Source organism: Streptomyces sp. NPDC102283 (genome assembly GCF_044766265.1).
GTDB lineage: Bacteria > Actinomycetota > Actinomycetes > Streptomycetales > Streptomycetaceae > Streptomyces.
Genome location: NZ_JBIWLQ010000026.1, coordinates 67,869 through 94,858, shown reverse-complemented (window position 1 = coordinate 94,858; position 26,990 = coordinate 67,869). Strand labels below are relative to the sequence as shown.

Below are 26,990 nucleotides of genomic sequence, written 5' to 3'. Positions count from 1 at the left end.
AGAGGAGTCCTCGTGAAGGTCGGAATCGTCGGCGCCACCGGTCAGGTCGGCACTGTCATGCTCAGGATCCTGGCCGAGCGGGACTTCCCGGTCGACGAGCTGCGGCTGTTCGCCTCGGCCCGGTCCGCGGGCTCCACGATCGACTTCAAGGGCTCCGGCGTCACCGTCGAGGACGCCTCCGCGGCCGACTACACGGGCCTGGACATCGTGCTGTTCTCCGCCGGCGGCGCGACCTCGAAGGCGCTGGCCGAGAAGGTCGCCGCCCAGGGCGCCGTGGTGATCGACAACTCCTCCGCCTGGCGCAAGGACCCCGAGGTCCCCCTCGTCGTCTCCGAGGTCAACCCGCACGCCGCCCGGGTCCGCCCGAAGGGGATCATCGCCAATCCGAACTGCACGACGATGGCCGCGATGCCCGTGCTGCGCCCGCTGCACGACGAGGCCGGGCTCGAAGCGCTGACCGTCGCCACCTACCAGGCCGTGTCCGGCTCCGGGGTCGCCGGGGTCGCCGAGCTGCACGGCCAGGCCGCCAAGGTCGTCGCCGAGGCCGAGAAGCTGGCCCACGACGGCGAGGCAGTGGACTTCCCCGAGCCGGCCGTCTACAAGCGCCCGATCGCCTTCAACGTGCTGCCGCTGGCGGGCTCGATCGTGGACGACGGCTCGTTCGAGACGGACGAGGAGCAGAAGCTCCGCAACGAGTCCCGCAAGATCCTGGAGATCCCGGAGCTGAAGGTGTCCGGCACCTGCGTCCGCGTCCCTGTCTTCTCCGGCCACTCGCTCCAGATCAACGCCCGCTTCGCCCGTCCGATCGGCGTCGAGCGCGCCCTGGAGCTGCTGAAGGACGCCGAGGGCGTCGAGCTCTCGGAGATCCCGACGCCGCTCCAGGCGGCCGGCAAGGACGCCTCCTTCGTGGGCCGCGTCCGGGTCGACGAGACGGTCGAGCACGGCCTCGCGCTGTTCGTCTCCAACGACAACCTCCGCAAGGGCGCGGCGCTCAACGCCGTGCAGATCGCGGAGCTGGTGGCGGCCGAGCTGAAGGGCTGACCCGCGGCGTCACGCGTACGGGGAAGGGGCGGCCACCGGACACCGGTGGCCGCCCCTTCCCCGTGCCCGTACCGGCTCAGCTTCGCCGCACCTCGAAGTGGAAGCACCCGTATTCCACGGCCCGCACGTGCGCCGACACCACCTCCGGGTCCGCGAACGCCTCGTCGAGGGCCGCGTCGAAGCCCTTCTCCGGGTCGGCCGGGAGCTCCAGCAGCCGGCCGCCCACGATGTGCCCGCGGGCGTCGTAGCGGCGCACCGCGCGCAGCGCGCCCGCACGCGCGAAGGGATATCCGGCTTGCTCCGGGTCCGGTCCCGGGCACTCCTCGGCGTGGATGAAGACGGGGCCCTGCTCGTCGTACGCCCCCGGGCTCGCCCCGGTCGCGGCGGCCCAGCGGCGCAGCGGGGCGTAGGAGACGAGGGCGATGCGCTCCCCCGGCCGGCAGCCGCGCAGACAGCAGCGCAGGGGGTGGCCGCCCTCGGCCGCGGTGTACGGGCGACAGGGCCGGCCCGCGTCGTCGGCGGCGCGGAGTTCGGCGAGGGCGGCGGGATCGATGGGTCGTGGCTGGTGTCCGGTCATGGTTCGAGCGTGTCCCGCGGAACCGTCCGCGTCCGGCGGAAAACGGACATCGCGTTGGGAGCACGTGCGTGGAAGGATGGGCGGAAACGTCGCTTATCAAGTCGCACACCTAGGAGCTGACCGCGTGCCTGGCACGAATCTGACCCGCGAAGAGGCACAGGAGCGGGCGCGCCTGCTGACCGTGGACGCGTACGAGATCGACCTCGACCTCTCCGGAGCGCAGGAGGGCGGCACCTACCGGTCCGTGACCACCGTGCGCTTCGACTGCGCGGAGGCGGGCGCGGAGTCGTTCATCGACCTGGTCGCGCCGGCCGTCCACGACGTCGTGCTGAACGGCAAGGACCTGGACGTGGCCGCGGTGTTCCGCGACGCGCGGATCGCCCTGCCGCATCTGCGTGCGGGCGCCAACGAGCTGAGGGTCGTCGCCGACTGCTCGTACACCAACACCGGCGAGGGCCTGCACCGGTTCGTCGATCCGGTCGACGAGCAGGCCTATCTGTACACGCAGTTCGAGGTCCCGGACTCCCGCCGCGTCTTCGCCTCGTTCGAGCAGCCCGACCTGAAGGCGACCTTCGCGTTCACCGTGAAGGCCCCGTCCGGCTGGACGGTCGTCTCGAACTCCCCCACGCCGGAGCCCAGGGACGACGTCTGGACCTTCGAGCCGACACCGCGCATCTCGACGTACATCACGGCCCTCATCGTGGGCCCGTACCACGCGGTGCACAGCAGCTACGAGAAGGACGGCCAGTCGGTCCCGCTCGGCATCTACTGCCGCCCCTCCCTCGCGGAGTACCTGGACGCGGAGGACATCTTCGCCGTCACCCGGCAGGGCTTCGAGTGGTTCCAGGAGAAGTTCGACTACGCGTACCCGTTCGCCAAGTACGACCAGCTCTTCGTCCCGGAGTTCAACGCGGGCGCGATGGAGAACGCGGGCGCGGTCACCATCCGCGACCAGTACGTCTTCCGCTCCAAGGTGACGGACGCGGCGTACGAGGTGCGGGCCGAGACGATCCTGCACGAGCTGGCCCACATGTGGTTCGGCGACCTCGTGACGATGGAGTGGTGGAACGACCTCTGGCTGAACGAGTCGTTCGCCACCTACACCTCGATCGCCTGCCAGGCGGACGCCGCCGGATCGAAGTGGCCGCACTCCTGGACCACGTTCGCCAACTCCATGAAGACCTGGGCGTACCGGCAGGACCAGCTGCCCTCCACGCACCCGATCATGGCGGACATCCAGGACCTGGACGACGTCCTCGTCAACTTCGACGGGATCACGTACGCCAAGGGCGCGTCCGTGCTCAAGCAGCTCGTGGCGTACGTCGGCAAGGACGCGTTCTTCCAGGGCGTCCAGGCGTACTTCAAGGCGCACGCCTTCGGCAACACCCGCCTCTCCGACCTGCTGGGCGCCCTGGAGAAGACCTCCGGCCGCGACCTGAAGACCTGGTCGAAGGCGTGGCTGGAGACGGCCGGCATCAACATCCTGCGCCCGGAGATCGAGACCGACGAGACCGGTCGGGTCACCTCCTTCACCGTGCTCCAGGAGGCCCCGGCGCTGCCCGCCGGCGCGAAGGGCGAGCCGACGCTGCGCCCGCACCGCATCGCCATCGGCGCCTACGACCTCGACGCGGCCGGCAAGCTGGTGCGCACCGACCGGATCGAGCTGGACGTCGACGGCGAGCGCACCGACGTGCCGGCCCTGGTGGGCAAGGCCCGCCCGGCGGTCGTCCTGCTCAACGACGACGACCTCTCCTACGCCAAGGTCCGCCTCGACGAGGAGTCGCTGCGGGTCGTCACCGAGCACCTGGGCGACTTCACCGAGTCGCTGCCGCGCGCCCTGAGCTGGGCCTCGGCCTGGGACATGACGCGCGACGGCGAGCTGGCCACCCGCGACTACCTCGCCCTGGTGCTCTCCGGCATCGGCAAGGAGTCGGACATCGGCGTCGTGCAGTCGCTGCACCGCCAGGTGAAGCTGGCACTCGACGTGTACGCGGCGCCGGAGGCCCGTGAGGGCGCGCTGATCCAGTGGAGCGACGCGACGCTGGCGCACCTGCACGCGGCGGAGCCGGGCAGCGACCACCAGCTGGCCTGGGCCCGCGCCTTCGCGGCCACCGCCCGCAACCCGCAGCAGCTGGACCTGCTCCAGTCGCTGCTGGACGGCACGGAGACCATCGAGGGCCTGGCCGTCGACACCGAGCTGCGGTGGGCGTTCGTGCAGCGGCTGGCGGCCACCGGGCTGCTGGACGAGGAGGAGATCGCCGCCGAGTACGAGCGCGACAGGACGGCGGCGGGCGAGCGCCACGCTGCCTCGGCGCGGGCGGCGCAGCCGTCGCAGGAGGCCAAGGCGCAGGCGTGGGCCTCGGTCGTGGAGTCCGGCGAGCTGCCGAACTCGCTCCAGGAAGCGGTCATCAGCGGCTTCGTCCAGACGGACCAGCGCGAGCTGCTGGCCCCGTACACGGAGAAGTACTTCGCCTCGGTGAAGGACGTCTCGGAATCGCGCAGCCACGAGATGGCCCATCAGATCATCGTGGGCCTCTACCCGGCCCTCCAGGTCTCGCAGGAGACGCTGGACGCCACGGACGCCTGGCTGGCCTCGGCCGAGCCGGGCGCGGCCCTCCGCCGGCTGATGTCGGAGTCGCGGTCCGGTGTGGAGCGCGCCCTGAAGGCCCGGGCGGCGGACGCGGCGGCGGCCACGGCCTGACCCCTTCGCGTACGACCCCGAGGGGCGCCCTCTTCGCCGCGGCGGAGGGGGCGCCCCTTTTTTGGACCGCCGCCGGGACCGCCGCCGGGGCCGGCGCCGGGGCCGGGCGCGCGAGCCGTCAGGGCGCGTCGCGGCCGCGCTCGCGGCGCGGGTCGGGCAGATGATGCGCCATGAAGGGCCTGCTGGTGATGAACTCCTTGAGACGCAGAGCGGCTTCGGAGAAGTAGGCGCCGCGGTTCCACACCAGGGTGAGCACCCGGTGGCAGTCGGGCGCGTCCAGGCGCACCCAGGCGACCGGGGCGTGTGTGCCGACCTGGCGGGACGTCGCCGGGATGAGGCCGATGCCGAGGCCGGCGCTGATCATGTCCTGGCTGGCCCCTGGTTCGTCGCCCTCGCAGGACAGCAGCGGCGTCAGCCGTTCGGCTGCGAACAGCCGGTCGAGGAGAGCGCGTTGCCAGTTGCCCACACGGGTGGTGACGAAGGGCTCGTCGGCGATCTCGGGGATCGTCACGCTCTCCCGCCCGTCGAGCCGGTGTCCGGGCGGGACCGCGAGCAGCACCTCCTCCCGGGCCAGCTCGATCGACTCCAGGTTCGTACCGGCCAGCGGCTGCGAGGCCACGCAGAAGTCGACCTCGCCGGAGCGCAGCCGACGGCTCATCCCGTCCGCGTCCGACTGGAACAGCCTCACGTCCGCGCGCGGGTGCGTGACGCGGAAGCTGCCGAGGAGCGGGGTGATCGTCAGCAGGGTCTCGGAGGCGACGCCGACCCGGCCGAGCCCCGTGTCACGGGCCTCACGAACGGCTCTGCGGCCGTCGTCGAGCTCGCTCAGGGCCCGGTCGACGTGGCGCAGGAACATCGCCCCGTACTGGTTGAGCCGGATACGGCGGCCATGACGGTCGAAGAGCGGGGAGCCCAGCTCGGTCTCCAGGCGCGCGACGGTGCGGCTGAGGGAGGGCTGGGCGACGCGCAGCTCCTCCGCGGCGCGGCTCATGTGCTCGTACCGGGCGACGACCTGGAAGTAGCGCAACTGCAGAAGATCCACATTCCACCTTCATTCATAGCTCCAGAGCTATGTTCACATGACGAAATCGGTCTTGGAGTGCATAAGCAATTCTTCCTACGGTCTTCGGCAGGGGCACCGCACAGGTGGCCCCCCGCCCCCAGGAAGGACGCTCATGAGCGCTGTCGAGCTGGCACGACTCCAGTTCGCGGCCACGACCGGCATCCACTGGCTGTTCGTGATCCTCACCATGGGGGTCGTCCCCCTGGTCGCGATCATGCACACCCGGGCCGCGTTCACCCGTGATCCCGCAGAGCGTGCCGTCCGGGAGCGCATGACGCGCTTCTGGGGGCAGCTCTACGTCATCAACTACGCGGTCGGCATCGCCACCGGTCTGGTCATGGAGTTCCAGTTCGGGCTCAGCTGGAGCGGCCTGAGCAAGTTCGCGGGCAACGTCTTCGGTGTCCCGCTGGCCCTCGAAACCCTCATCGCCTTCTTCGCCGAGTCCACCTTCCTCGGCATGTGGATCTTCGGCTGGGGCCGGCTGCGCAGAGGTGTACACGTCACACTCATCTGGCTGGTCGCCCTGACCGCGTACGCCTCCGCGTACTGGATCCTGATCGCCAACGGCTTCATGCAGAACCCCGTCGGCTTCGAGGTGCGCGACGGCGCCGCCCACCTCACCGACTTCGGAGCGCTGCTCACCAACTCCAGCGCCCTCATGGCGCTCGCCCACGTCACGCTCGCCGCGCTGATGACGGGCAGCGTGTTCGTCCTGGGCATCAGCGCCCACCACCTCGCCCGGGGCACCGAGGAGACCGAGCTGTTCCGGGGCTCCCTGCGCCTGGCGCTCCTGGTGGCCACGCCCACCAGCTGGTTCGTCGCCACCGTGGGTGAGATGCAGCTGCCCCAGATCGAGCGGTCCCAGCCCATGAAGGCGGCGATCCTGGAGAACGGCGACATCGACCGGGTCCAGGCGCAGCTCGTCGAGCGGTACGGGCCGGGCGACTACACACCGCCGGACGCGTGGCTGCGCTTCTCGATGGACCTCATGACGGTCATCGGCTACACCGTGTCCACGATCACCATCATCGCCGTCCTCCTGCTGTGGAAGGACCGGCTGATCCGCTGGCGCCCCTTCGCCCACCTGATGACCGCGATGATCCCGTTGCCGTTCATCGCCTCCGTGAGCGGCTGGGTCCTGCGGGAGGTCGGGCGTCAGCCCTGGATCGTCTACGGCCAGTTGAAGGTCGAGGACGCGCTGTCCTCGGTCGGCAGGACCTCCCTGGCCGTCTCCTGCGCGGTGTTCATCGCCGTCTTCCTCGCGCTGGCGGTGACGAACTGGACCCTGATCACCCGCTTCGCCCGCCGAGGTCCGGACGCCACCCAGCTCGGCGCCACCGAACCGCTGGACGACGACGTGCCCGGGGGCGGCGCCCCGGACGAGCGGACGAGCCCGGCCTTCTGATCAGGATGCAAGGGAAAGGTGAGAGAGATGACCCTGGAGACCGTCTGGCTGGTCCTGCTGGGCCTGCTCCTCGCCGGGTACTTCGTGCTCGGCGGCTACGACTACGGCGTACAGATGCTGCACCCCCTGCTCGGCGGGCGGGAAGGGCGGGACGGCCAGGGCGGTCGGGGCGGCCGGGACGGCCAGGAGGCCGCTCGCTCGGGCGGGAACGCCGCCCTCGACGCCATGGCGCCCTTCTTCCTCGGCAACGAGGTCTGGCTGGTCGCCTTCACCGGAGTCCTGTTCGGGGCCTTCCCGCACCTGGAGGGCAGCCTCCTGTCCGGCCTGTACCCGCTGATCGTGGCGATCCTCGTCGGCCTGGTCCTCGGCAACGCCGCGGTCCAGCTGGGCGGCCGCGCCCGGAGCGCTCGCGGGCGCCGGTGGTGGAACGCCCTGATCGTGTTCGGCGGCGCGCTGCCCGCCGTGTGCTGGGGACTCTTCGTGGGGCTGCTGCTGCGCGGTGTTCCCCGGCGGGCCGACGGAAGCTTCCACATCGGATTCGGTGACGTGTTCTCGCCGTTCGTGCTGGCCTGCGGCGTGACCGCCGCACTGCTCTTCGCGGCGCACGGGGCGGCCTTCGTCGCGTTGCGCTCGGCTCCCGGGGTCGCCTCCGAGGCCCGGCGGCTGGGCGCCGCCCTGCTGCGGGCGGCCGGCGCCGCCGGGGCCCTCCCGTTGCTGCTGACGCTCTTCGGCGCGGGCGCCTCGATGGAGAACCGTGCGACCTCGGGAGCCGTCGTCGCCCTGTTCGCGGCGGCGCTCGCCGCCGCCTGGTGGCACCTCTCCCACGGGCGCCACCGCCGGGCGTTCGCCGCGACCTGCGCCGCGACCGTGCTGCCCGTGGTGCTCGTGGGCGCGGGCCACTACCCGTACGTCCTGATCAGCTCGACGGGGCCCGGGATGACCCTCCAGCAGGCCGCCGCGGACAGCGCCTCGCTGAAGATCCTGCTCGCGTTCGGCGTCGTGCTGTTCCCGGTGATCCTCGCCTACCAGACGTGGAGCTGGTGGGCCTTCCGGGGGCGGACGGGTCGCCGTCACCCCAGCTACTTCTGAGCCGCGGGAGCGAGGAGAGGGACACCCGATGAAGCCTGTGGAACGTCGCCTGATGCGCGAACTCCCCTTACTGCGCCGCCATATGGCGTACTCGACCGCACTCTCACTGCTGGGCGCCGGGATCGTCGTGGCCCAGGCGGTCCTGCTGGCGACGGTCCTCGCGGACGGCTTCGCCGGGCGCCCGTTCCGGAGCGCACCACTGGTCGCACTCGGCGCGGTCACGGCGCTGCGCGCACTCCTGGCGTGGGCCCGCGGCGCACTCGCCCAGCTCGCCGCGGCCGATGCCAGGCGCACGCTGCGGGACCGGATCACCGAACGGCTGCGCCAGACCGGCCCGCAGGAGCTGGCGGACCGCCGCCACGGCGAGACCGTCACCCTGCTCACGCGCGGTCTCGACGCGCTGGACCCCTATGTCGTCGGCTATCTGCCCACGAAGGCGGCCGTCGCGGTGGTGCCGCCGGCGGTCGTCGGCTGGCTGCTGTGGACCGACTGGTCCTCGGCGCTGATCATCATCGTGACGCTGCCGCTGATCCCCGTGTTCGGCGCGCTGGTCGGCATGCACACCGCCCGGCGCACCGCCCGGCAGTGGCGGTCGCTGGCCACTCTGGGCGGCCACTTCCTGGACGTGGTGGCCGGGCTGCCGACGCTGCGCGCGTTCGGCCGCGAGCGGCATCAGACCCGGGTCGTGGGCGAGATGGCGGACGCCCACCGGCGGGCCACCATGCGCACGCTGCGCGTGGCGTTCCTCTCCTCGCTCGTGCTGGAGACGGTCGCCACCCTCTCCGTGGCCCTGGTGGCCGTCCCGGTCGGCCTGCGGCTGCTGGCCGGCGGAACGGACCTCCGCACGGCGCTGATCGTCCTCTTCCTCGCCCCCGAGGCCTACCTCCCGCTGCGGGCGGCGGGCGCGGCCTTCCACGACAGCGCCGAGGGCGTCACGGTGGCCGAGCGGGTGTTCGCGATCCTCGACGAGGACGGGACGTGTGCGGCGCGCCCCGCCGTTCGGGCCCCGGCGCCCGCCGCCCGAACGGCGCACCTGCGCCTGGACCGGGTCACGGTCCACTACGCGGACCGCGCCGAGCCCGCCCTCCGCGACCTGTCCCTCTCCGTGCGCCCCGGCGAACACGTGGCCCTCGTGGGCCCCAGCGGTGCCGGCAAGTCCACGCTCCTGGCCCTGCTCCTGGGCTTCGTGCGCCCGGACGCGGGCCGGGTCACCGTCGACGGCGCCGACCTCGCGGGCCTCGACCCCGAAAGCTGGCACACCCAGGTGGCCTGGGTGCCTCAGCGGCCTCACCTGTTCGCGGCTTCCGTCGCGGAGAACATCCGCCTCGGGCGCCCGGACGCGAGCGACGCCGAGGTGCGGCGGGCGGCCCGCGCCGCCTCGGCCGACCGCTTCGTGGAAGAACTGCCGCTGGGGTACGACACCCCGCTGGGCGAGCACGGCGCCGGGCTCTCGGCGGGCCAGCGCCAACGGATCGCCCTGGCCCGCGCGTTCCTCAAGGACGCCCCCGTGCTGCTCCTCGACGAGCCGACGGCCCACCTGGACTCCGGGAGCGAGGCCGCCGTCACCCGGGCCACGGTCCGCCTCATGCGCGGCCGGACCTCGATCGTGGTCGCCCACCGCACCGCTCTGCTGCCCCACGCCGACCGGATCGTGACGGTACGGGCGGGCGGCCTCGCGCCGACCCGGTCGGCCCCGGCAGAAGGAGCGGTGGCCCCATGACCTCCCCCATGGCCTCCCCCGTCGGGACCGGCCGGACCGTCGGGACCGACGCCCCCGCCCCTGCGCGCGGCCCCCGCCCCACCTTCCGGCTGCTGCGCCACCTCCTGCCTCACTGGCGCAGGCTGCTGCCCGCCGCCCTCGCCGCCGCGGGCAGCGAGCTCGCCGCCGCCACCTTGACGGCCACCGCCGCCTGGCTGATCACGCGCGCCGCCGAACAGCCGCCGCTCGCCTCCGTGAGCCTCGCGATCGTCGCCGTGCGCGCCCTGGCCCTGGGACGCGGAGCGCTGCGCTACGCCGACCGGCTCCTCGGCCACGACGGCGTGCTGCGGGCCGTCGCGGGCTTCCGCACCCGGGTGTACGAGGCCCTCGTGCCGCTCGCCCCGGCGGGCACCCCGGCCTTCCGCAGCGGGGATCTGCTGACCCGCCTCGTCGACGACGTCGACGCCGCCCAGGACCTGCTGCTGCGGGTGCTGATCCCGGTCGCGGCCGCCGCCGCGGTCGCGCTGGCCGCCACCGCGACGGCCACGGTGCTCCTGCCGCGGGCGGGAATCCTGCTCGGGCTGCTCCTGGCAGTGGCGGGTCTCCTCGTCCCCGCCCTGGTGCTGGTGGTGTCCGGCCGGGCCGGCCGCGCGGAGAAGGCCGCGCGCGCCGAACTCGCGGCGCTCACCGTGGACGTCACCCGGGGCGCGGCGGATCTCGCCGCGTACGGCGCCCGGGGCCGCGCCCACGGGCTGGTCCGCGACGCCTCCGCCCGGATCGCCGTTCTGGAGCGCCACCGGGCCCTGACCACCTCGCTCGCCTCGGCCGTGGTGCTGCTGCTCCAGGGCGGGGCGACGGTCGGCGTCGCCTGGGTCGCGCTGGGCGCCCACGCCGCGGGAACGCTGCCGGCCGTCCACCTCACCGTCGTCGCGGTCCTCGCGCTGGTCTCCTTCGAGGCCCTGACGCCGCTGCCGGCCGCCGCCCGCTCCCTCGTCGGCGTACGGTCCTCCGCGCGCCGGCTGGCGGATCTCCTCGACACTCCGCCGCCGGTCGTCGATCCGCCCGTGCCGCTCCCGCTCGCCACCGGCGAACCGCTCGGCGTGGACATCACCGGCCTGCGGGTGCGCCACCGCCCCGAGGGCCCGCCGGCTCTCGACGGGGTGGACCTGCGGCTGTCGCCCGGCCGCCGGACCGTCCTCCTCGGCGCCAGCGGATCCGGCAAGTCGACGCTGATCGCGGCGCTCATGCGGTTCGTGCCGTACGAGGCCGGGAGCATCCGCGTCGGCGGGCGCGAACTGCGCGACCGCTCGGGCGCCGACGTACGCCGTGCGATCACCGGCATGACCCAGGACGCGCACGTCTTCCACACCACGATCCGCGCCAACCTGCTCCTCGCCCGCCCCGACGCCACCGATGCCGAGCTGCGTGGGGCGGCCCGCAGGGCCCGGCTCCTGGACTGGATCGAGTCACTGCCCGACCGCTGGGACACCCGGCTCGGTGGCGACGGCTCGACCATGTCGGGCGGTCAGCGCCACCGTCTTCTCCTGGCCCGCGCCCTGCTCGCCGATCCGCCGGTGCTCGTCCTGGACGAGCCGACCGAGGGGCTCGACCCGGACACCGCGGCCGCCGTGCTCGCCGACATCCTCGACGCCACCCGCGGCCGCACCACTCTGCTGGTCACCCACGAGCAGGAGGGCCTCGCCGCCGCCGACCGGATCGTGGTTCTCGACGGGGGCCGGATCCGTCCCTTCACCCCGGACTCCGTCCACGGCTCCCGGGGCGGCACCACCACGGTGACGCCCTGACCCGGGCGACCCGTCAATCCGGCTGCGGCGTGAGGACGAGCGGCCAGTCCTCACCGGTCCGGACCCCCTCCACGGCCTGCTCGGCCGGGGTCCCGGCGGGCACGGTCAGGACGAGGGTGACCTCCGAGGCCCTGCCGTACGCCCCGGGGTCGACGCGCGCCTCCACGCGCAGCAGCCGCAGCGCCGCCGGGTCGCCCACGGAGCGTTCGGTGAACCGGTCCCGGTCCACCTCCAGCCCTCTGAGCAGGGCGGAGTGGGCGACGATGTCCACGGTCAGCAGCCCATCGTCCAGCCGCCGTTCTGCCCAGCCGTCCGTCCGCACCAGGTAGAGGCAGTTCTCCCCCTCGTACCCGTAGGACGCGAGCCGGGCCACGGCGCGCTCGTGATGGTCGGCCACGTCCGACACGACCACGACGACCGTCATGGCGTCCGGATCGTCCGGATCCAGTCCGTCGCACAGCACGGCCTCTGCCATCTGATGATCCCCGGGGAGTGCGGTATCGGATGCGAACGTCCGCAGGGTAGCCCGTGCCCTGGGGCGCCGCCCGTTCGGCCCTCGCGCGTTCGGGCGTCGTCGGCGCGCGGTGGGGGCTCCCGTGGCCTACGGTCCGAAGGGTCGTCGCAGGAAGCTTCGGTCGCAGGCCACGGGAGGGTTCGGATGCCCGGCTTCGCCGCCGTGCCGGTCGCGCTGGCGCTGTGCGCGGGTCTGCTGACGGGCCCGGCCGCCCCGGTGGCCGGCCGGCCGGACTGCCGGGCGGGTCCGGCGGGCTGCTACGACCTCTACACGTACGGCTACAGCCTCGGGCTGCATCCGTTCACCGGGGCGGACGACGTCCGGGAGCAACTGACCGGCCACTTCTGGCTGTTCCCGGTCAGCGGCGGCTGCGCGGGGCGGATCCGGGCGGGGGCGCGCTGCGAGCTGCTGGGCGGCAATCCGGTCGAGGTGGAGTACATCGGGAACGACTTCTTCCAGATCAACACGCTGCCGGGGCACCAGTTGGGCCGGGGCATGCACATCCGCTTCGCCTTCTCGCGGACCCTCGGCTTCCACTCCCTGACGGTCCGGGCCTGGCAGGACCGGCCCACCGACTGCACGGGCGAGGCCTTCTGCAACACGGTGAACCGGGTGTTCGCCTGGGGGACCTGGCGGGTGCTGGCGAAGACGCTGCGCTTCTCCGCGTACGCCGCCTGAGCCGCCCGCCCGGGTGGAAACCGCCCGGCGGGCGGGCGCAGGAGCGCAACCGTCCGCCGGGCGGGAACTGCGGGGCCGACCCGAGGGTTACGGGGTCACGCGCCCGACTCCTCGTAGCGGCGGGTCAGCTCGGCCGCGCCGGACTCCGTGAGCGTGCCGTGCAGGCGCATCCGGGCCACGCCGCCGTCGGGGAAGGCGTCGAGGCGGACGTGGGTGACGACGGCCTGGGCGCGCAGCACGAAGCGGTGGAGGGTGTCGGGCTGGAGGCGGGTGCGCGGGACGATCTCGAACCACTCGCCGGTGTCGCCGTTGCGGCCCTGGAGGGCGATCCAGCCGGCGGAGTTGCCCTTGAGGTAGGCGGTGTCGATCTCGATCGCGCGGACCGCGCCCTGGGCGGGGAGGCGGAAGCGGACCCAGTCGTTGGTGTCGCGGACCCGGCGGCGGCGGTTCTCCCAGCCGTCGTCCATCTTGCGGGAGGTGCCCGGCAGGATGATCTGGGTGGGCGAGGAGTAGAAGCGGTCGGAGGCGTCCTCGTACGTACCGCCGTTGAGCACCGAGATCAGGTCGATGGTGCCGAGCGCGGCGAGCCAGGCCGGGTCCGGGACGACCTCGCCGTGCACGCGGAGGCGGGCGATGCCGCCGTCGGGGTGCTGGCAGAGGCGCAGGTGGGTGTAGCGGCGGCCACCGGTGATCTCGAAGGCGTTGGCGGCGTGGCCGCGGACGGGGGTGGGCGGGAGGATCTCCTCCCACTTCACGTCGTCGGCGAGCAACTGCTCGGGGCTCGGGGCGCCCTCGACGGACGTGGCCTGTACCGATACGCGCTGCGGGTAGTTGCCGCGGAAGTGGGCGGTGTCGACGATCAGGCCGCGGATGATCCCGGGCGCGCCGAGGCGGACGATCGCCCAGTCGTGGTCCCCGGGGGCCGGGAAGGGGGTCTCGGCGTCCGTGCCCCTGCGGCGGCGGGTCTCCCAGCCGTCCATGATCTTTCCCTTGTGCCCGAAGTGCTCGGGGTCGAAGACGGCGCGCTCACGGATCAGCAGGTTCTCGCGCTCGGCGAAGAACTCGTCGTTGGCGGCGATCACCCCCGCGCCGAGGCGGCGGTCGGCGAGGTCGACCAGCTCGGTGAAGGGGAGGTCTCCGGCTTCGCGGTAGTCGGCGTACGGGTCGCCGCCGCCGTAGGGCGCGGCGTCATTGGCGTGGGGGTCGGTGTCGGGGTCCTGGAATGTGGTCTCGCTCGCGTCGAAGGTCATGGCTCCTACCTTCGCGCCACCGGACCCATCAGGTCCATCGAAAGTTTTCGCAGATACCTTTCAGTTCAACTGAATGATGCGGCTACGCTGGTGAGCGCCGCGAGGACCCGGGCCACCGCCGGTCCGCTCGAAGCCCCGTGCCGGACCGCCGCCACCACGTGGCGGCGCGGCCGGTCCGCCTCCAGCACCCGCATCACCACGCCCTCGCGACGCTCCCGGGCGGCCATCCGGGGGACCAGCGCGACGCCCATGCCCGCCTCGACCAGGGCGAGGATCGCGGTCCACCCGGCGGCGCTGTGGGCCTGCTCGGGAACGAAGCCCGCCGCCTCGCAGGCGGCGGTGGTGATCTCGGACCAGGGTCCCGAGCCGCCGAAGATCCAGCGGTCGGCGGCCAGGTCCGCGAGCCGCAGCGCGGGTGCGCCGGCCAGCGGATGGCCGGCGGGGAGCGCCACGTCCAGGGGGTCGGCGAGCAGCGGGAAGAGGCTGAAGCGGGGATCGCGGGCGGTGGGCGCGTGGGCGGCCAGCGACAGGGCCAGGTCCACCTCGCCCGCGGTGAGCAGCTCGTAGGCCTGGGCGGCCTCGGCCTCCCGAACACGCACGTCGGGCCCCGGGCGCTCCTCGGCGCGCAGCAGCCGGACCGCGGGGACGACGAGGGCGGGCACGGCGGTGGAGAAGGCGCCGACCCTGACCTCGCCTGCCTCGCCGCGCAGATAGCCGGTCAGTTCGGCCTCGGCCCGCTCCAGCTGGGCGAAGACCGCCTCGGCGTGGCGCAGGACGAGGTGGGCGGCGTCGGTGAGACGGACGCGGCGGCCCTGGGCCTCCAGGAGGTCCACGCCGAGCTGCTTGGCCAGGTTGGTGAGCTGCTGGGAGACGGCGGAGGGGGTCATCCGGAGCGCCTCGGCGGTCGCCGTCACGGTGCCCCGGTCGCGCAGGGTGCGCAGGATGCGGAGCTTCTTGACGTCCCACTCGGTCATGGGCGCAACCTACCGGTCCGGTCCGGCCCGGGCCGTTCCCGCCCCGGGCCGGACGCGCGTACGGGGCCGGACGCACGGATGCGCCGCGCGGTGGTTCCCACCGGCGGCGCACCCTTCGTGCCTGGGTTACGTGTGCGGGTCAGACCTGCTTCTTGGACTTGTCCAGGACCATGACCAGGCCCGTGATCACCACGAACAGGGCGATGGGCGCGACGACGTAGAGACCGATGGTCTCGATCGCGCTCAGGCGCGGAGCCGGGTCGTCACCGTCGTCGGGCGTGAGCGCGAGCGCCGGGCTCGACATGAGCAGCATCATCAGCGTCGTCCCGGCCGCAACGACGCCGGCGCGCATAGCGTTCATCTTTTCCACGGTGCCAACGTAGCGAACAGCTAGGGACGGCGCTCGCCCGGGGGTGCCGTATGAGGCTTTCGGGGCCGTAGGACGTCCATCAGCGCGTGCAGCCGCGGTGAGGCGGTGATCTCCTCCAGGGTGACCGGATGCCCCTCGGCGTCGGCGATCGGGAGGCGCCAGTTGGGGTACTGGTCCCAGGTGCCGGGGAGATTCTGCGGGCGGCGGTCACCCGTGGTGTCGGGGAGCCAGACACCGGTCATCCGGGCGGGGGTGCGCAGCAGGAAGCGGTGGACGGCCCGGACGGCGGCCTCCTCGTCGCCGTCGCCCTCGGGAAGCATCCGCAGCCGGGCCAGGAGGGCCAGCCACTCGGCGGTGTCGGTGGCGTCCTCGGTCAGCTCCTCCTCCAAGGGGCGGGTGAGCAGGCCGAGGCGGTGGCGCAGCGTCACATGGTCGCCGGTCAGCCGGGCGGCGGTGGAGGGCAGATCGTGGGTGGTGGCGGTGGCCAGGCAGTCCCGGCGCCACTTCTCCGGGGCGAGCGGCCGTCCGTCGCCGTCCCAGTCGCGCTCGAACCAGAGCACCGAGGTGCCGAGCACGCCGCGCCGGGCGAGCGCCTCGCGGACCCCGGGCTCGACGGTGCCGAGGTCCTCGCCGACGACGACGGTGCCGGCCCGGTGGGCCTCCAGGACGAGGACGGCGAGCATCGCCTCGGCGTCCTGGGCGACATAGGTGCCGTCGGTGGGCGGGCGCCCCTCGGGCACCCACCAGAGCCGGAACAGGCCCATAACGTGGTCGATGCGCAGGGCCCCGGCGTGGGCCAGCAGTCCGCGCAGCAGGCCCCGGTAGGCGGCGTAGCCGGTGGCGGCGAGGACGTCGGGGCGCCAGGGCGGCAGGCCCCAGTCCTGGCCGCGCGCGTTGAAGGCGTCGGGGGGCGCGCCGACGGACATGCCGTGGGCGAAGGCGTCCTGCTGGGCCCAGGTGTCGGCGCCGGCCGGGTGCACACCGACGGCGAGGTCGTGGACGATCCCGATGCCCATCCCCGCGTCCTCGGCGGCCCGCTGGGCGTCGGCGAGCTGGGTGGCGGTCAGCCAGGCGAGGCGGCAGTGGAAGTCCACCCGGTCCAGCAGCTCGGTCCGGGCGCGGGCGGTTCCCGGGGAGCGGGGGTCGCGCAGGGCCTCGGGCCAGGTGTGCCAGTCGGGGCCGTGCACCTCGGCGAGCGCGCACCACAGGGCGTGGTCCTCCAGCGCCTGGCCCTGCTCGGCCAGGAAGTCGCAGTAGGCGGCGCGGCGGCCCGGGGTGAGCGGGACCTCGACGACCAGCTCCAGGGCCTGGCGCTTCAGCTCCCGGACGGCGTCCCGGTCGATCAGCGCGCCCTTGTTCAGCACGGCCTCGCTGAGAGCGGCGGCGTCCTGCCGGAGGTCGTCCAGGGCGGCCCGGTCGCGGACGTGGCCGTACTCGGGGATCGACTCGACGCGCAGGTGCACCGGGTCGGGGAAGCGGCGCGAGGACGGGCGGTAGGGGGACGGGTCGGTGGGGTGCCCGGGAACGGCCGCGTGCAGCGGGTTGACCTGGACGAACCCGGAGCCGAGGGTCCGCCCGGACCAGGCGGCGAGGTCCGCCAGGTCACCGAGGTCGCCCATGCCCCAGGAGCGGGCGGAGAGCAGGGAGTAGAGCTGGACCAGGAAGCCGTGGGAGCGCTCGGGCGGCTGCGGGACGCGGGCCGGGGCGACGACGAGGGTGGCCGTGGCGCGGCGGTGGTCCGGCGTACGGACGTGGACGCGGTGGACGCCGGGGGCGGGCGGGATCCACCAGGCGGGGACGGCCGCCGGAGCGCCGGGCGCCCCGTCGGCGCGCTGCGGGTGCGGCGCGGACGCGGTGGCGGATGCGGCGGCGGACGCGAAGGCGGTGACGGTGCCCGCGGGAGGCGTTACGGACGGCGCGGAGGCGGCGGTGCCTCCCCCGGGCGTCATCGCCGGCACGGAGTCGCCCGGGATGCCCGCCGCAGGCGTCCCGGGCGGGGCGGAGGCACCCGGCGGCGGCACGGGCGGGGCGGAGGCGCCCGGCGGCGGGGCGGAGGCCTCCGCCCGGGCCCGCATGCTCAGCGGGGCGGGCGGACGGGCCGAGGGGCGTCCCGGGGTCCCGGGCGGCTCCGGCTCGACCGTGACGGTCGAGCCGGGGGGCAGTCCGGTGAGGGCGGGCGGCAGGGGCTCGCCGGCCCAGACCACCACGGTCGGCGGCAGCAGGCGCGAGCGGGACTCCGCGGCGACGAGGCACTTCCGTACGTCCGCCGGAGTGCCGGCGTCGACGCCCAGCGCGGCGAGCACGGCGATGACCGTGTCGTCGGGGACGGACACCGTGACATCCGGCGACGGGGAGTAGGAGGTGGCGACACCGTGCAGTGCGGCGAGCCGGGACAAGCCCATTCAGACTCCTGGGAACTCCATGCCCCCTGCGGTGCCGGGTGCGGTCGGCTCGCTGGTCAGAGGGGCGACGGCGGCGAGCGGAGGCTCGCTCGTGAGAGGGGTGGCATCGGCGAGCGGAGGCTCGCTGGTCAGCGGCGCGGAATCGGCGAACGAGGATTCGCCGAGCAGGAGGGAGACGTCGGCGAGCGGCGGCCCGCTGATCAGGTGGGCGACGTCGGCAAGGGGAAGTTCGCTGGTCAGCGGCGCGGATTCGGGCCGTGTGGGTACCTGTTTGGAGAGGGCGGAGAGCAGAAGCTGCGCGGCAGCGGGCATGGTGGCCTCCTGGCCATGGAGAACAGGACACAGCAGGCCTACCCAGGCCTCGCCGCGGCAGACGTGAACGTGATGCAGGCGTTATGACAACGAGCCCAACGTGCTCTGGGTCACATTTCGTTCCCCCGAACGGCAGGTATGGGCCGTTTTCAGCCATTCGCGGCCGCCACACCAGCCCCAGAGGGCTCGAAGGTGTCGCTATTCCCGGCAAATACGGCAGAACGGCCATGCGCATTGACACCCTCGCGCCCGGGTGGTGGGCTCGGAGCCCGCCGGGGCCCACCGCCTGCGGTCCGAGGGGGTCGGCACGGCGGTCCACCACCGGCAGTTGGACGTGACGAGGGGGAGCGCGACGTGCGGATCGGACGCAGAAGGCAGGCGGCGGCCGTGGCCGCCGCCGTGATCGGCGGACTCCTCGGATCCGTCTCCGTCGCTCCGGCCGCGACGGCCGCTCCCGCCGATCCCGAAAGGCCCGCGGTCGGCTCCGCAGACCGCTCCGACAGCGCGCTGACCCCGCCCGTATGGCCCCGGCCGCAGAGCATGAAGGCCACCGGGCCCGCCGTGCCGCTGGGCACCGAGGCCACGCTCGTCGCCGCGCCCGACGCCGATCGTCACGCCGTCGAGCAGGCGCGCACACTGCTGCGCGGGGCGGGCGTCCGCACCCTGCACGAGAGCCTGCCGGGCGGCGGGCCCGTGATCCGTGTCGGCGGCAGCGGAGCCGGCGAGGCGCTGCGGGCGCTGCGCGCTCCCGAACAGGCCGACCTGCCCTCGGGCGGCTACCGGATCGCGGTCGGCCAGGTCTCCGGACGCGCCACCGTCGCGCTGGACGGGCTCGGCTCCGACGGCCTCTTCCACGCCGTCCAGACCCTGCGTCAGCTGGTCTCCGACGGCTCGGTGGCCGGGGTGACCGTACGGGACTGGCCGGGAACCGCCGCACGCGGCATGGCCGAGGGGTTCTACGGAGAGCCGTGGACCCGCGAGGAACGGCTCGCCCAGGTCTCCTTCATGGGCCGCACCAAGCAGAACCGCTATCTCTACGCGGCGGGCGACGACCCCTACCGGCTGGCGCGCTGGCGCGAGCCGTACCCGGCCGACAAGCGGGCCGACTTCCGGGCGCTCGCCGAGCGGGCGCGCGCCGAGCACGTCACGCTCGGCTGGGCGGTCTCTCCCGGTCAGGCGATGTGCATGGCCTCGGACCAGGACGTCCGGGCGCTGACGAAGAAGATCGACGCCATGTGGGCGCTGGGCATCCGGGTCTTCCAGCTCCAGTTCCAGGACGTCAGCTACAGCGAGTGGCACTGCGACCTGGACGCGGAGACCTTCGGCAGCGGCCCGAAGGCGGCGGCCCGCGCGCAGGCCCGGGTCGCTGGCGCCCTCGCCCGGCATCTGGAGGAACGGCACCCGGACGCGGCCCCGCTGTCGGTGCTGCCGACGGAGTTCTACCAGGACGGGGCCACCGACTACCGCACCGCGCTGGCGGCCGAGCTGGACGACCGGGCGCAAGTGGCCTGGACCGGTGTCGGGGTGGTGCCGAAGAAGATCACCGGCGGTGAACTGGCCGGGGCCCGCGCCGCGTTCCGCCACCCGCTGGTGACGATGGACAACTACCCGGTCAACGACTACGCCCAGGACCGCATCTTCCTCGGCCCGTACACCGGCCGGGACCCGGCGGTGGCGAGCGGTTCGGCGGCGCTGCTGGCCAACGCGATGGAGCAGGCGTCCGCCTCGCGGATCCCGCTGTTCACCGCCGCCGACTTCGCCTGGAACCCGAAGGGCTACCGCCCGGACGAGTCGTGGCGGGCGGCCGTCGAGGATCTGGCGGGCGGCGACGCGGGCGCCCGGGAGGCGCTGCTGGCGCTGGCCGGGAACAGCGCGGGCTCGGTGCTCGGCGCGAAGGAGTCCGCCTACCTCCAGCCCCTGTTCGCCGCGTTCTGGAACTCCCGCGCGGACGGCTCCCGGCGCGACAGGGCGGCGGACGAGCTGCGCGCGGCCTTCTCCGTGATGCGCGGGGCCCCCGAGCGGCTGAAGACCCTCGCCGACGGCCGGCTGACCGACGAGGTGCGCCCCTGGACGGAGCAGCTGGCCCGCTACGGCCGGGCCGGCGAGCTCGCGGTGGACCTGCTCCAGGCCCAGGCCGCCGGGGACGGCGCCGCCGCCTGGCGCATCCAACTGGCCCTGGAGCCGCTGCGCGAGGAGATCGCGGCGAGCCGGGCCACGGTCGGCGAGGGCGTGCTGGACCCGTTCCTGGACAGGGCGGCGAAGGTGTCGGCCGGGTGGAACGGCACCGACCGCGCCTCGGGCCGGGTCGTCAAGGACGCGCACAGCTATACGGTCCGGCTGGCCGGGCCCCGCCCGGTGGAGGCCGTCACGGCGCTCGCCGAGCCCGGAGGCGCCCTCGCCGACGCGGTCGTGGAGGCGCACGTGCCCGGGCAGGGGTGGCGGGCCCTCGGGAAGCTCTCGCCGAGCGGCTGGACCCAGACCGCCGCGAAGGGGCTGCGCGCGGACGCCGTACGGGTCACGGTGCCGGAGGCCGCCCGCACCGCCCCGCCCTCCTACCTCAGCCCCACCCTGCCCCCCTCCCCCGCCGTCGTGGCGGGGTCCCCGCAGGTGCGTGCCCTGGTGCCGTGGTTCGGCGACGAGCCCGCCGCCACGCTCGACCTGACGCGCGGCGAGACGGACGCGGAGATCGGCGGCGAGCCCCAGCGGGTCGCGGCGCGGCTGGCCGGGCGGCGTCCGGTCGAGGTGAAGGGCAAGCTCACCGCGAAGGCCCCCGAGGGGATCGAGGTGCGGGTCCCGAAGCAGACGACCGTGCCGCGCGGATCGCGCACCGACGTGCCCGTGGACATCACCGTCCCGGCGGACACCCCGGCCGGCGAGTACGAGGTCCCGTTGACCTTCGGCGGCCAGGAGTCCACGCTGACCGTGCGGGCCTTCCCGCGTACGGGCGGCCCGGATCTGGCCCGTACGGCGAAGGCCTCGTCGTCCGGCGACGAGACCCCGGACTTCCCCGCTTCGGCGGCCCTGGACGGCGATCCGGAGACCCGGTGGTCCTCGCCGGTGGAGGACGGGGCCTGGTGGGGGGCCGAGCTGCCGGAGCCGGTGCGCCTGGGCCAGGTGGTGCTGAACTGGCAGGACGCGTACGCCTCCCGCTACCGCGTGCAGGTCTCCGCCGACGGCCGCGTCTGGCGCACCGCCGCGACGGTGGCGCAGGGCCGGGGCGGGCGCGAGTCGGTCCGGATGGACGCGAAGGACACCCGGTTCATCCGGGTGCAGGGGGACGGCCGGGCGACGGAGTACGGCTACTCGCTCTGGTCGGTGGAGGCGTACGCGGTCGCGGACGACTGAGCGGGAGCAGGCCGGGGCGGCCCGGGAGCGGGGCAGGAGTGGGCCGGGGGACGACGAAGGCCCGGTCTCAGGCGGACACGCCGTCGATCCGGGCCATCACGTCGTCCGCGCCGAACGGTTGCAGATACGGCAGCCAGCGCGGGTCGCGGTGTCCGGTTCCGATGATCCGCCAGGCCAGGCCGGTCGGCGGGGCGGGCGGGTGGCGCAGCCGCCAGCCGAGCTCGGGCAGATGGCGGTCGGCCTTCACGTGGTTGCAGCGGCGGCAGGCCGCCACCACGTTGTCCCAGGCGTGCTGCCCGCCGCGGCTGCGCGGGATGACGTGGTCGACGCTGGTCGCGGCGGCCCCGCAGTACATGCAGCGCCCGCCGTCCCGGGCGAACAGCGCCCGCCGCGTCAGCGGGACGGGGCCTCGGTAGGGGACCCGGACGAAGCGCTTGAGCCGGACCACACTGGGTGCGGGCACGGCACGGGTTGCACTGTGCAGAAAGGAGCCGGACTCTTCAAGGCAGATGGCCTTGTTCTCCAGGACGAGGACGAGCGCGCGGCGGAGCGGTACGACGCCGAGCGGCTCGTACGACGCGTTGAGAACCAGGACGTGCGGCACGGTGGATGCCTCCTTGTACGCCGGCGGCGCGTGGCTCGCGCCGGGACGATCCGATCTCAGTCTCTCCTCATGCCTGGTCAAAGCGCCACCACGTACGGGTAACGGGCCGGGAGGATTTTTCTCACTCCGGGCTCCGCACACCGTTCGGCGGTTCCGAACAGGTGTTTCACCTGGGTGGCCGTCCGCACTGTGCGATCGGCCACAGCGGAGGTGTTCCCGGTGAGACCCGTCTCTCCTCCCGCGACGGCAACGATCCACTCCCCCTGCTTCGTTAGTGTTGTTGACCAGCCGTCGTCCCCCTGGAGGTCCCTGTCGTGTCCCTGTCCGTCCTCTTGGCCGCAGCCCCGTCTCCCGAGCCGGGCGGCTCGCTGGGCGAAGCCGCCGAACAGGCCGGGAACGCCGCGGGCTGGGTCGAGGAGAACTGGTCCACCTGGCTGAGCACCGGGTTGCGCATCCTGGTGATCGTGGCGGTCGCGATCACGCTGCGTTATCTGATCCGGCGCGCCCTGACCAATCTGATCGAGCGGATGAACCGCGGCGCCCAGGCGGTGGAGGGCACGGCGCTGGGCGGGCTGCTGGTGAACGCCGAGCGCAGACGCCAGCGCTCGGAGGCGATCGGCTCGGTGCTGCGCTCGGTGGCCTCGTTCGTGATCATGGGAACGGCCGCCCTGATGGTCCTGGGCGCCTTCAAGATCAACCTGGCTCCACTCCTCGCCTCCGCCGGTGTCGCGGGTGTGGCACTCGGCTTCGGCGCCCGCAACCTGGTCACGGACTTCCTCTCCGGCGTCTTCATGATCCTTGAGGACCAGTACGGCGTCGGGGACACCGTCGACGCGGGCGTCGCCTCCGGCGAGGTCATCGAGGTGGGGCTGCGCGTCACCAAGCTGCGCGGCGACAACGGCGAGATCTGGTACGTCCGCAACGGCGAGGTGAAGCGGATAGGCAACCTCAGCCAGGGCTGGTCCACGGCCGGGGTCGACGTCACGGTGCGTCCGACGGAGAAGCTGGAGCACGTCCGCGAGGCGATCGCCGCGGCCGCCGACACGATGACGAAGGAAGAGCCCTGGTCGGAGCGGCTGTGGGGTCCGGTGGAGGTGCTCGGCCTGGACGCGGTCCTGCTGGACTCCATGACCGTCCGCGTCACCGCCAAGACGATGCCGGGCAAGGCGCTCGGTGTGGAGCGCGAGCTGCGCTGGCGCATCAAGCAGGCGCTGGACGACGCCGGCATCAGGATGGTCGGCACCCTGCCGCTCCAGGTGGAGGGCGAGTCCACGGCGGACCCGACGGCCGCGATGGCCGCCCCGTCGGCGTACGCCTCGGCCGTCTCCCCGCAGTCGCTGGCGGCGACCCCGATACCGCCGCCGAACCTGGCCAAGTAGCACCTGCCGCGACGCCCCCGGCCGCCACCCTGGACCCCAGGGTGGCGGCCGGGGGCGTCGCGGTGCCGGGTAACACTTTGATTGCCGGACGGGGGTCACCCATTGACGCCCCGGTGACCTGCGCCCTACCGTCCTCTCAACCGAATAGGAAACTTTCCTAACAGAGTTTCTCCGGATCCGCTCCGGAGGTCCTGAACAGAGGGCGGTGCATCCACGATGGCGGGACCCACTCCCGGCGCACCCGGCACCCCGGGCACACCACGGGTGCTGCGGGCCATGAACGACCGGGCCGCCCTCGATCTGCTGCTGGAGCACGGGCCGCTCTCCCGGACCCGGATCGGGAAGCTGACCGGCCTCTCCAAGCCCACCGCGTCCCAGCTCCTGGCCCGGCTGGAGGCGGCCGGTCTGGTCGTCGCCACCGGGACCAGCGAGGGTCGCCCCGGGCCCAACGCGCAGCTCTACACCGTGAACGCGCGGGCCGCCCACGTGGCCGGGCTCGACGTGAACGGGCGGCGGATCGTCGCCGCCGTCGCGGACGTGACCGGGCGGACCGTCGGGGAGTTCGAGCTGGCGACGCCGGGCCGGCGCGCCGACAGCGTGGTGCGCCAGGTCGCCGACGCGCTCGACGGGGCGGTGAAGGACGCCGGGCTCACCCGCGCCGACGTCCACCGGCTCGTCATCGGCACCCCGGGCGCCTTCGACCCGGGCACCGGACGGCTGCGCTACGCCTCGCACCTGCCCGGCTGGCACTCCCCCACCCTGCTGGACGAGCTGGCCGCGTTCCTGCCGATGCCGGTGGAGTACGAGAACGACGTCAATCTGGTCGCCGTCGCCGAGCAGCGCCTGGGCGCCGCCCGCGGTCACGAGGACTTCGTCCTGCTGTGGAACGAGGAGGGCCTCGGCGCCGCCCTCGTCATCAACGGCCGACTGCACCGCGGCTTCACCGGCGGCGCGGGCGAGGTCGGCTTCCTCCCGGTGCCGGGCACCCCGCTCGTGCGCCAGGTCGTCAAGGCCAACAGCGGCGGCTTCCAGGAGCTGGCGGGCGCCCAGGCGGTGCCCCGGCTCGCGAAGGCGCTGGGCGTCGACACCCCGCAGCAGCCGTACGCGAAGGTCGCCGCCGAACTGCTGGCGCGGGCGGCCGACGCGTACGAGCGGGACGAGCCGCTCACCGAGCTGCTGCGCCAGTACGCCCAGCGGCTCGCCACCGGGCTCGCCTCCGTCACCGCCGTCCTGGACCCCGGGCTGATCGTGCTCTCCGGCGGCGCGGTCGCGGCGGGCGGCGAGATCCTGCGCTCCCTGATCCAGTCCGAGCTGTCCGAGCTCGCCGCCTCCCGGCCGCGCCTGGTGGTCGGCGAGATCGACCGCACCCCCGTACTGCGCGGAGCCCTGGAGAGGGCCCTCGCCGACACCCGCGACGAAGTGTTCGACACCTCGCGCTGAACCACGCTCCTCCCCCCGTTCCCCGCCGTCTGCCTCTTCCCCGTCCCTGGGAGTTTTGTCATGCGCACAAGTCGTCTCACCACCACCGCTGTCGCCGTCGCCGCGATATCGGTGCTCGCCACCGCGTGTACCGGCCAGTCGGAGGCCGGCGCCTCCGACGACCCGAACGCGAAGACCACGATCAACTTCTGGCACGGCTGGAGCGCGCCCGCCGAGGTGAAGGCGGTCAAGGACAACATCGACCGGTTCGAGAAGGCCCACCCGAACATCACGGTGAAGGTCTCCGGCAACATCAACGACGACAAGCTCAACCAGGCGCTGCGCGCGGGCGGTTCGAACGGGCCCGACGTGGTCTCCTCCTTCACCACGGCCAACGTCGGCAAGTTCTGCTCGTCCGGCGCGTTCGCGGACCTGAAGCCGTTCATCGAGAAGTCGAAGCTCGACCTGGAGAAGACCTTCCCGAAGGTCCTCCTGGACTACACCCAGTTCGAGGGCAAGCGCTGCGCCCTGCCGCTGCTCACCGACGCCTACGGCCTCTACTACAACAAGGACGCCTTCGAGAAGGCCGGCATCACCGCGCCGCCGAAGACCATGTCGGAGCTGGCGAGCATCGCCAAGAAGCTGACGGTGGAGAAGGGCGACAGCTACGAGCAGCTCGGCTTCATGCCGACCTTCCACGGTTACGAGACCGTCGCCGACCACTACATGTCCTCGTGGGACCACAGGTACTTCGACGAGAACGGCAAGTCCGACATCGCCAAGGACCCGGCGTTCGCGGAGATGTTCACGTACCAGAAGAAGCTCGTCGAGGACCTCGGCGGCTACGACAGGCTGGAGAAGTACCGGGGCACCTTCGGTGACGAGTGGGGCGCCAAGCACCCGTTCCACACCGGGCAGGTGGCCATGCAGCTGGACGGCGAGTGGCGGCTCGGAATGGCCGAGGACACCGAGCCCGGCTTCGAGATCGGCGTCGCGCCGATGCCCGTCGCCGACGACGAGGCCGACAGCTACGGCAAGGGCTTCCTCTCCGGCACCATCGTGGGCATCGCCCCGGCCAGCACGAAGCAGAACGCCGCCTGGGAGCTGGTCAAGTTCATGACCAGCGACACGAAGGCGGTCGTGGACTTCGCCAACGGCATCCGCAACGTGCCCTCCACCTTCGAGGCGCTGAAGTCCCCCGACCTGAAGTTCGACCCGCGTTTCAAGACCTTCCTGGACATCGCGCAGCACCCGAAGTCCAACACCCCCGACGGGGCCGTCAACGGCTCGACGTACCAGCAGACGATCCAGGACTTCGGCTACCAGTACGAGAAGGGCGCGGTGAAGGACCTGCAGGCCGGTCTGGAGAAGACCGCGAAGCAGATCGACACCGACATCGCCAAGGCCAAGTAGCCCCCGATGACGACGCACACACTCCGCTCGAAGCGCCGCAGGTCGGCGCTGCGCACGGCGGCCTTCATGTCGCCGTGGCTGATCGGGTTCTCGGTCTTCTTCGTCTACCCGATGCTCTCGACCGTCTACTTCTCCTTCACCCAGTACGACGGCTTCGGGGCTCCGGTCTTCAACGGGCTGACCAACTGGACCTACGTCTTCAGCGACTACCCGATGTTCTGGCCGTCGCTGCGCAACACGCTGTGGCTGGTCCTCGTCATGGTCACCTGCCGGGTCGTCTTCGGCCTCGGCGTCGGCATGCTGATCACCAGGATCAAGACGGGGACCGGGGTCTTCCGGACCCTGTTCTACCTGCCCTATCTGGCCCCTCCGGTCGCCGCGACGCTCGCCTTCGTCTTTCTGCTCAACCCCGGCACCGGGCCCGTCAACGCGATCCTCGGAGACCTGGGGCTGCCGACGCCGGGCTGGTTCAACGACGCCACCTGGTCCAAGCCGGCGCTCACCATGCTCGCGGTGTGGGGCATCGGGGACCTGATGGTCATCTTCATGGCGTCGCTGCTGGACGTGCCGACCGAGCAGTACGAGGCGGCCGAGCTGGACGGCGCGTCCGCCTGGCAGAAGTTCCGCTTCGTGACGCTGCCGAACATCTCGCCGATCGTGCTGTTCGCCGTCGTGACGGGCGTCATCCAGGCGATGCAGTACTACACGCAGCCACTCGTCGCCGGAAAGGTGGCCTCGGGGGTCATCGGCGGCTCCGGCCAGTCCTTCGAACCCGGCTATCCCGACAAGTCGACACTGACGCTCCCGCAGCTCGTCTACAACCTGGGCTTCCAGCGCTTCGACTACGGCGCGGCCTGCGTCGTCGCCCTCGTCCTGTTCGCCCTGGCCATGGCCTTCACCGCGCTGCTCATGCGGGGCCGCAACAACCTGATCCAGGCCGGTGACTGAGC

21 protein-coding genes are annotated in these 26,990 nt (G+C 73.0%); 12 read left to right on the top strand and 9 right to left on the bottom strand.

All coding sequences use genetic code 11. The annotated features are described in order from the left end of the window. Positions 1–12: 12 nt before the first annotated feature. Positions 13–1,041, top strand: coding sequence for an aspartate-semialdehyde dehydrogenase (locus ACIRJT_RS35255; protein ID WP_361868288.1), 1,029 nt, complete (start codon positions 13–15; stop codon positions 1,039–1,041). 76 nt (positions 1,042–1,117) lie between these two features. Here the strand turns inward: ACIRJT_RS35255 and ACIRJT_RS35250 are convergent, their stop codons facing one another. After that, the gene (locus ACIRJT_RS35250) at positions 1,118–1,618 is read right to left on the bottom strand and encodes a DUF1203 domain-containing protein (protein WP_403917673.1); all 501 of its coding nucleotides are present in this window, start codon (positions 1,616–1,618) and stop codon (positions 1,118–1,120) included. Positions 1,619–1,742: 124 nt separating this feature from the next. On the opposite strand from ACIRJT_RS35250, the gene pepN reads away from it, so the two are divergent. Continuing rightward, positions 1,743–4,319, top strand: coding sequence for an aminopeptidase N (gene pepN, locus ACIRJT_RS35245; RefSeq protein WP_403917671.1), 2,577 nt, complete (start codon positions 1,743–1,745; stop codon positions 4,317–4,319). A 118-nt stretch (positions 4,320–4,437) separates the two neighbouring features. On the opposite strand, the gene ACIRJT_RS35240 is transcribed toward pepN, so the two are convergent. After that, complete coding sequence (locus ACIRJT_RS35240) at positions 4,438–5,361, bottom strand: LysR family transcriptional regulator (RefSeq protein WP_403917668.1); 924 nt, start codon at positions 5,359–5,361, stop codon at positions 4,438–4,440. Between the two features lie 133 nt (positions 5,362–5,494). Here ACIRJT_RS35240 and ACIRJT_RS35235 point away from each other — a divergent pair, with 133 nt between their 5' ends. Genes ACIRJT_RS35235 through cydC form a run of 4 tightly spaced genes read left to right on the top strand, consistent with a single transcriptional unit; the run spans position 5,495 to position 11,380 of the window. After that, on the top strand, positions 5,495–6,787 hold the full coding sequence (locus ACIRJT_RS35235; RefSeq protein ID WP_403917665.1) for a cytochrome ubiquinol oxidase subunit I: 1,293 nt from the start codon (positions 5,495–5,497) through the stop codon (positions 6,785–6,787). Between the two features lie 27 nt (positions 6,788–6,814). After that, positions 6,815–7,876, top strand: a complete 1,062-nt coding sequence (locus ACIRJT_RS35230; protein WP_403917662.1) for a cytochrome d ubiquinol oxidase subunit II — start codon at positions 6,815–6,817, stop codon at positions 7,874–7,876. A gap of 28 nt (positions 7,877–7,904) precedes the next feature. After that, a complete protein-coding gene (gene cydD / locus ACIRJT_RS35225) occupies positions 7,905–9,596 on the top strand; it encodes a thiol reductant ABC exporter subunit CydD (protein WP_403917659.1) in 1,692 nt (563 codons plus the stop codon). After that, the gene (gene cydC / locus ACIRJT_RS35220) at positions 9,593–11,380 is read left to right on the top strand and encodes a thiol reductant ABC exporter subunit CydC (protein WP_403917657.1); all 1,788 of its coding nucleotides are present in this window, start codon (positions 9,593–9,595) and stop codon (positions 11,378–11,380) included. The genes cydD and cydC overlap by 4 nt, the downstream gene beginning before the upstream one ends. A gap of 13 nt (positions 11,381–11,393) precedes the next feature. Here cydC and ACIRJT_RS35215 read toward each other — a convergent pair whose 3' ends face one another. Further along, positions 11,394–11,855, bottom strand: coding sequence for a hypothetical protein (locus ACIRJT_RS35215; protein ID WP_403917656.1), 462 nt, complete (start codon positions 11,853–11,855; stop codon positions 11,394–11,396). Positions 11,856–12,038: 183 nt separating this feature from the next. Here ACIRJT_RS35215 and ACIRJT_RS35210 point away from each other — a divergent pair, with 183 nt between their 5' ends. Then, positions 12,039–12,572 carry a hypothetical protein gene (locus ACIRJT_RS35210; RefSeq protein WP_403917653.1) on the top strand — a complete coding sequence of 178 codons (534 nt, stop codon included), beginning with the start codon at positions 12,039–12,041 and terminating at the stop codon, positions 12,570–12,572. Between the two features lie 95 nt (positions 12,573–12,667). Here the strand turns inward: ACIRJT_RS35210 and alc are convergent, their stop codons facing one another. From alc to ACIRJT_RS35185, 5 genes are all read right to left on the bottom strand, one after another. Next, entirely contained in the window at positions 12,668–13,822 is a 1,155-nt protein-coding gene (gene alc / locus ACIRJT_RS35205; RefSeq protein ID WP_403917651.1) for an allantoicase, read from the bottom strand. A 65-nt stretch (positions 13,823–13,887) separates the two neighbouring features. Further along, complete coding sequence (locus ACIRJT_RS35200; RefSeq protein ID WP_403917649.1) at positions 13,888–14,796, bottom strand: LysR family transcriptional regulator; 909 nt, start codon at positions 14,794–14,796, stop codon at positions 13,888–13,890. 139 nt (positions 14,797–14,935) lie between these two features. Further along, a complete protein-coding gene (locus ACIRJT_RS35195) occupies positions 14,936–15,148 on the bottom strand; it encodes a hypothetical protein (protein WP_032793216.1) in 213 nt (70 codons plus the stop codon). 38 nt (positions 15,149–15,186) lie between these two features. Beyond that, positions 15,187–17,568, bottom strand: a complete 2,382-nt coding sequence (malQ, locus tag ACIRJT_RS35190) for a 4-alpha-glucanotransferase (protein WP_403917646.1) — start codon at positions 17,566–17,568, stop codon at positions 15,187–15,189. Further along, complete coding sequence (locus ACIRJT_RS35185) at positions 17,569–17,880, bottom strand: hypothetical protein (RefSeq protein WP_398617395.1); 312 nt, start codon at positions 17,878–17,880, stop codon at positions 17,569–17,571. It lies immediately after the preceding gene. 354 nt (positions 17,881–18,234) lie between these two features. Here ACIRJT_RS35185 and ACIRJT_RS35180 point away from each other — a divergent pair, with 354 nt between their 5' ends. Beyond that, positions 18,235–21,225 (top strand): beta-N-acetylglucosaminidase domain-containing protein, encoded by a 2,991-nt coding sequence (locus ACIRJT_RS35180; RefSeq protein ID WP_403917643.1) that lies wholly within the window; start codon positions 18,235–18,237, stop codon positions 21,223–21,225. A 67-nt stretch (positions 21,226–21,292) separates the two neighbouring features. On the opposite strand, the gene ACIRJT_RS35175 is transcribed toward ACIRJT_RS35180, so the two are convergent. Continuing rightward, on the bottom strand, positions 21,293–21,829 hold the full coding sequence (locus tag ACIRJT_RS35175) for an HNH endonuclease (RefSeq protein ID WP_403917640.1): 537 nt from the start codon (positions 21,827–21,829) through the stop codon (positions 21,293–21,295). Positions 21,830–22,143: 314 nt separating this feature from the next. Between ACIRJT_RS35175 and ACIRJT_RS35170 the strand changes: the two genes are divergently transcribed. The 4 genes from ACIRJT_RS35170 to ACIRJT_RS35155 all read left to right on the top strand — a co-directional run bounded on the left by ACIRJT_RS35170 (position 22,144) and on the right by ACIRJT_RS35155 (position 26,988). After that, a complete protein-coding gene (locus ACIRJT_RS35170) occupies positions 22,144–23,208 on the top strand; it encodes a mechanosensitive ion channel family protein (protein ID WP_403917638.1) in 1,065 nt (354 codons plus the stop codon). Positions 23,209–23,424: 216 nt separating this feature from the next. Continuing rightward, positions 23,425–24,648 carry an ROK family protein gene (locus tag ACIRJT_RS35165; protein WP_403917637.1) on the top strand — a complete coding sequence of 408 codons (1,224 nt, stop codon included), beginning with the start codon at positions 23,425–23,427 and terminating at the stop codon, positions 24,646–24,648. A gap of 60 nt (positions 24,649–24,708) precedes the next feature. After that, complete coding sequence (locus tag ACIRJT_RS35160) at positions 24,709–26,040, top strand: ABC transporter substrate-binding protein (RefSeq protein WP_403917634.1); 1,332 nt, start codon at positions 24,709–24,711, stop codon at positions 26,038–26,040. A gap of 6 nt (positions 26,041–26,046) precedes the next feature. Continuing rightward, the gene (locus tag ACIRJT_RS35155; RefSeq protein ID WP_403917632.1) at positions 26,047–26,988 is read left to right on the top strand and encodes a carbohydrate ABC transporter permease; all 942 of its coding nucleotides are present in this window, start codon (positions 26,047–26,049) and stop codon (positions 26,986–26,988) included. Positions 26,989–26,990: the final 2 nt, after the last annotated feature.